Below are 4,867 nucleotides of genomic sequence, written 5' to 3'. Positions count from 1 at the left end.
GATCATAGCACTCGTGATAACTCCTACAACTAATGAAAATAGTAGTAAACCCAACATACCCAACACTCTTTTCCAGTTACTAGATTTTGTTACATACTATGTATACGGATAGGGTAGGAAATCGTTTCATATTTACTTCAATTAAAAAACGAGTTATTTAATGTGTAATGATCAAACAGCCGAATTAAAGCACAGTGCCGTTAAGTTAACGTCAGTCACGTAGTACAAAAGTAAAATTCAAACAAATCATCTAGATTTTTTTTGTTACAATAATAGTACGTTATGAAAAAGATAATCGTTGTTCAACAATGGGCCCAGATTCTAAAAAGGGGATGTTCAAATGTTAAAACGAACTTTATGTTGCGCTACTTGCAATCGAGAAATTCAAGGAGCGGAAGAAATCTATGCAAAGATGAAAGCTCCAAAGCAATAGCATGATGGTTGAAATTAAAGCGTATTTGAAAAAAGAAAGTACTGTTTTTTGTGTAGATTGTGTAGATCAAAATATAGCAAATGAATATTCTTTATAAATACTCGATTTTTCGGAGGACGAACTAGATGATAACGAAAGTGGAAATAATAGACCAGCCATATTCAGGCCAATACCAAGAGAGAATTTATGATGTGAAAAGTCCATGAAACTCCCAAAGTTGGACATGGATGAAATTTGAGAATGAGGATTTTAATGAATGGTGTGGGGAATTCAGAGGGGCGCCGCGGGCTGTTGCATTATCGAAGAAATATAACACGGTTCTAGTTCTCACTTCAGATTATCTATTTCAATTGGATGGTCTTAGTGGAGATGTAATCGAATATGAATCTAACCATCTTTATAAAAGTTTAACTGTAACTCCATCCGGGGAATTCCTAATAGCTGATGATTATACTATTCAAAAGATCGAAGCCAATTTAAAAGATAAAGTACTTTTGGAAAATCCAATAGAAATGATCGATATGATTACATTTACTGGTTGGATCAATAATAAGTTATCCATCACATGTAAGGAGTCAATGAACTGGGACAATACTTTTTTGTTGGAACTTGATGGGGATACACTAGAAATAACTAGTAAAGACTTTACGTAATACCTAATTTGCGTTTGTAATTTTCTTATTCAAGTTAGGGGGTGCCTTTCCAAAAGAATGGCACCCCCTTCATTTATTAAAAGCATACTATAAACTGACCTTTTTATAATTTCCATTTTATCCTTGCATATATAACGAGCATCAAAAAGTTCGCGGCCGCACTAATAGCCGTACCATAAGCGATTGCGGAAGCACCAAATGAGTCCATCATCAGATAGATCACTCCTACATTGATGCCGAGGACACTAATTACACTAAATAATACCGGCGCTATTGAGTTGGCTTTTGCATAGTAGAATCGGGTGATAAAAGTATTCGCGGCGAGAAAAAACATCGACAGCGAAAATGCACGGAATATCGGTACCGTAAGCAAGACCGATTCTCGCGTAAATTCTTTACGCTCAAAGACAAGACTGATAAGCGGTTCGGCAAAAATATAAGCGACAACTGTTGCTGGTACGAGTAGGGCGAATAGATAGAGTAATCCTTTTTTATAAAGAGTCCGAATCGTCTCCATGTTGCCCTCCCCTTCTTTTTTACTAAGGAGAGGGTAAATTACGGTCGTTACTGCAGTCATCAAGATGGCCTGAGGAAGCCCAGTCGACTTCGAAGCAATGTTAACTGCGGTAGTCACACCTTCACCAAACCAGTTAGACACAATCCGATGAATAAGAATATAAAGTTGTAACGAAGCTCCACCGAATAATATCGGCAAAGCAATCACCCATAACCTCTTAATATCTTCAGACATACCGAGTGAAGGTTTTAATGAATACAGTTTTGATTTTCGAAGTCCTAAATACAGAAATACACCCATTAATAGAGCACTACATAAAGCACCTATTCCATATGATTTGGGACCGAAATAACTCGTTAGCAAGACAGCTATCCCGACGAAAGCCACATTATATAGAAGGACTGCAAAACTGGATAAATTGTATTTACCGTTTACATTTAGCACTCCACTCATCCACGTTGACAAGACAAGGATGATTGCAGATGGCATCATCCATAGATATAGGTTGCGTAATAATGCATATTCTTCTGCACTTCGATTTTTGAAAAAAAGTTTCAAAGTGGGATCTACAAAGATGATTAAAGTCACGGTTACAAAAACCGCTGTCATAAGAACGGTCGTAAGTGACTTACGGACAAACATCGTTTTATCTGATCTCGTTGAATGATACACAGATATAAACGCAGTCGTTAATCCACCGCCTACCACAAGAAAAATAAAGTTTGGAATTGAATATGCCGTTGCAATTGCATCAGCTGTATTCGACGCACCATACTCATTCGTTATAGCTATCTCTCTGATAAAACCAAATAACCTGGCCAGTATATTGATGATCGCAACGGCCCCAATAATTTTCATCATTTTACTCATTGATACAATCAGACCCTTCTACACAGACCGAAATACAAAAGTAAATCCGAATTTTTTATCAAATGAAGACTATGCAATATTTTTTTGCACAACTGTTTCATCAATCATATCAGAATTATCTTTCATGAGATGTTTCATCCTTGAAAATGGTAAAAGTATTTTTTGCAGAAGATGCTATCACTCTGAAATCTACAGATAATTAAAAGAAAGTAATTGAGATAATTTAAAATAATCATCTTTCAGATGCAATTTTGACAAGAAGGATCTGTATACATTCAGTAATTGAATCAATTAAAGTTATAAGAAAACGCATCATTTTGAACCAATCTTGCTATTAGGGTGAAATTATGACTTTACAATAGAACAGTAAATGGTCACTTGTATTAAGTATCGTAGGTATTATCTTATTTAGGATAAGTTATTTTATATTTAAAAATCCAGTTTTATAGAAAAGGGCCTTATTGTAATACTCTTTTTCTCTAGTATTGCACTTATGACAGGCGGTATTATTTTTGGTGTTCGGGCCTTCTAGACAATGGAGAATGGGAAGCCTAAGTACTTGGGGTTTTCAGTAATAATTCACTTTATAATTAGCTTAGTTTTACCACTGTCGTAAATGGCTTTGTTTGGTTTTGGAGGATAACTTGTATACAGCGCTTCTTTAATTAGGTGAATAGGCTACACTTACTTGGACAATGAAATTAGGGTCTTGTAGAATACAACCAAATAGATTAGTCGGAACTACATGACGCTGGATTATCAAACACCGATTGAGTATCGATTAAAGACCTTATAAAACCTGTCCGATTTAGTGTTGACAATCACTATTCAATTTAGCAATATTCCTAAAGGCGCTAAAGTAGGGTTCCATATTATAGTTGCTAAGAATGATGCTATTAACTTTAAGTTTTATGATTATAGGCACTAGTGTCGTATTAAAATATTAAGTCAAAGTAATGAATTCTGAATACTCTTCACTTATTCTTTTCCAGAAAAAAATCCTTTATAATGGGTTGGAGGCAGTAATCCATCCAAATCCAAAATAAAGGACAATCTCATGGTTAAAAATACACAAAAAAACAGCATTTGAGCTATGGGCAGAACCGATTTCCAATGAATTATTCGCAGAACAGGTTCAGCTACATTGTCTCGATCACTATACAAAGAAGCTGCTTATGGCTTCATTTATGAACATACTCTTATACGCGCAGCTTCATGAAACGAAAAGTTTACGCGCCGTCAGTGACAGTATGTATCCGAAGAACTTCAGGAAACCACGAACAAGGATACCATTAGTTTCTCGCAGCTAGGCAGACTCCTTTGGCAAGTGCCGACGGAATTCTTCCAGGCTATTTTTCGCGATTTGGTGACGCAGATCCATGAAGCGACGGATTTTCATACACGACGCAAGCGGACAACTCCACTGAAAATCATCGATTCCAGCACATTGCCTTTGATTTTAAACAACCACTGCTGGGCAGAATTCCGAAAAATTAAATCCGGTATCAAGCTTCATCTTCGGCTTGTGTTCGCAGTATAATCTAAATCTATCTTGTCAATTTGATCTGGATAGAATTCAGATAATAATCATTTATAGTTACAATTATCTCATATATTAAAAGATGTTCTTCTTTACGTTCTTCACTTATCACTTGATTAATTCTGCTTTTATTTATATTTATTGAGTAGTCTTCAAATGATATTGATTTAGTTGTACTTTTTATGACTTCTTTTATTTCAATTTTTACTGAATCATAATACTCTTGACTTCCAATAATCTCAATGTCTATCCCCTGTGAGTTGTTATCAACTTCGGAAGAATAATCTAAAAAAACAAAAAACATTACTTATCCAGTACTTTCCATAAAGGCGACTGTTACTTGATGATCATTTAACCATTCTAGCGCTTGACGTAACTCATGGGTACGAGTACCAAACGTTCTTTCATACTTTTTAGGACGATTCGTATCTAAGGGACCATCCAGAATACAACAGACAATGGTCTTTTGGTGAACATCAATGCCACAACACGTTTCTACCATGATTTCCATCTAGAAGAATCCCTCCATTGAATAAAGTGTAGGTAATGGAGCTCATTATGAAAAATAGAAATTTTATTTCCACGTTCTATGACGGAATCGGCTGATCGCTCATGATAAGAAGCTCATCCAGTTTTTTGTACAGGTTCGGCAAAACCCATTAATAGCAAGGATTTGTATTACCTATCTTCATTATACTGGACGAGCTACCTTTCCGTCATGGCAGAGATTGCGAAGTAATCATATAGTTTTTTGTTATTTACAGAGAGGAACGGCACGATCATAGCACTCGTGATAACTCCTACAACTAATGAAAATAGTAGTAAACCCAACATACCCAACACTCTTTTCCAGT

Annotated in this window: 3 protein-coding genes and 1 pseudogene; 2 read left to right on the top strand and 2 right to left on the bottom strand. The window is 35.8% G+C overall.

The features are described 5' to 3' along the window. Nucleotides 1-660 precede the first annotated feature (660 nt). Nucleotides 661-1,086: a hypothetical protein gene (locus tag CSV70_RS16195; RefSeq protein ID WP_199093183.1), complete on the top strand. Its 426-nt coding sequence runs from the start codon at nt 661-663 to the stop codon at nt 1,084-1,086. A 103-nt stretch (nt 1,087-1,189) separates the two neighbouring features. Here the strand turns inward: CSV70_RS16195 and murJ are convergent, their stop codons facing one another. Further along, nucleotides 1,190-2,473, bottom strand: coding sequence for a murein biosynthesis integral membrane protein MurJ (gene murJ / locus CSV70_RS16190; protein ID WP_099628081.1), 1,284 nt, complete (start codon nt 2,471-2,473; stop codon nt 1,190-1,192). Nucleotides 2,474-3,525: 1,052 nt separating this feature from the next. Between murJ and CSV70_RS16185 the strand changes: the two are divergent. Further along, nucleotides 3,526-4,007, top strand: a pseudogene (locus CSV70_RS16185) (DUF4372 domain-containing protein); the annotation flags it as partial. Nucleotides 4,008-4,320: 313 nt separating this feature from the next. Here CSV70_RS16185 and CSV70_RS16175 read toward each other — a convergent pair. Continuing rightward, nucleotides 4,321-4,524 (bottom strand): hypothetical protein, encoded by a 204-nt coding sequence (locus tag CSV70_RS16175; protein WP_099628079.1) that lies wholly within the window; start codon nt 4,522-4,524, stop codon nt 4,321-4,323. Nucleotides 4,525-4,867: the final 343 nt, after the last annotated feature.

The sequence above is a fragment of the Sporosarcina sp. P25 genome (assembly GCF_002743235.1).
Classification (GTDB): Bacteria; Bacillota; Bacilli; order Bacillales_A; family Planococcaceae; genus Sporosarcina; species Sporosarcina ureae_B.
The sequence above is the reverse complement of the archived record's forward strand: the minus strand, read 5'-3'. Positions and strand labels throughout refer to the sequence as shown.

Excerpts from the sequence above, each read along its gene's own strand:
- CSV70_RS16175 (WP_099628079.1), bottom strand. The coding sequence starts at position 4,524 with ATGGAAATCATGGTAGAAACGTGTTGTGGCATTGATGTTCACCAAAAG.
- murJ (WP_099628081.1), bottom strand. The coding sequence starts at position 2,473 with ATGAGTAAAATGATGAAAATTATTGGGGCCGTTGCGATCATCAATATA.
- CSV70_RS16195 (WP_199093183.1), top strand. The coding sequence starts at position 661 with ATGAAATTTGAGAATGAGGATTTTAATGAATGGTGTGGGGAATTCAGA.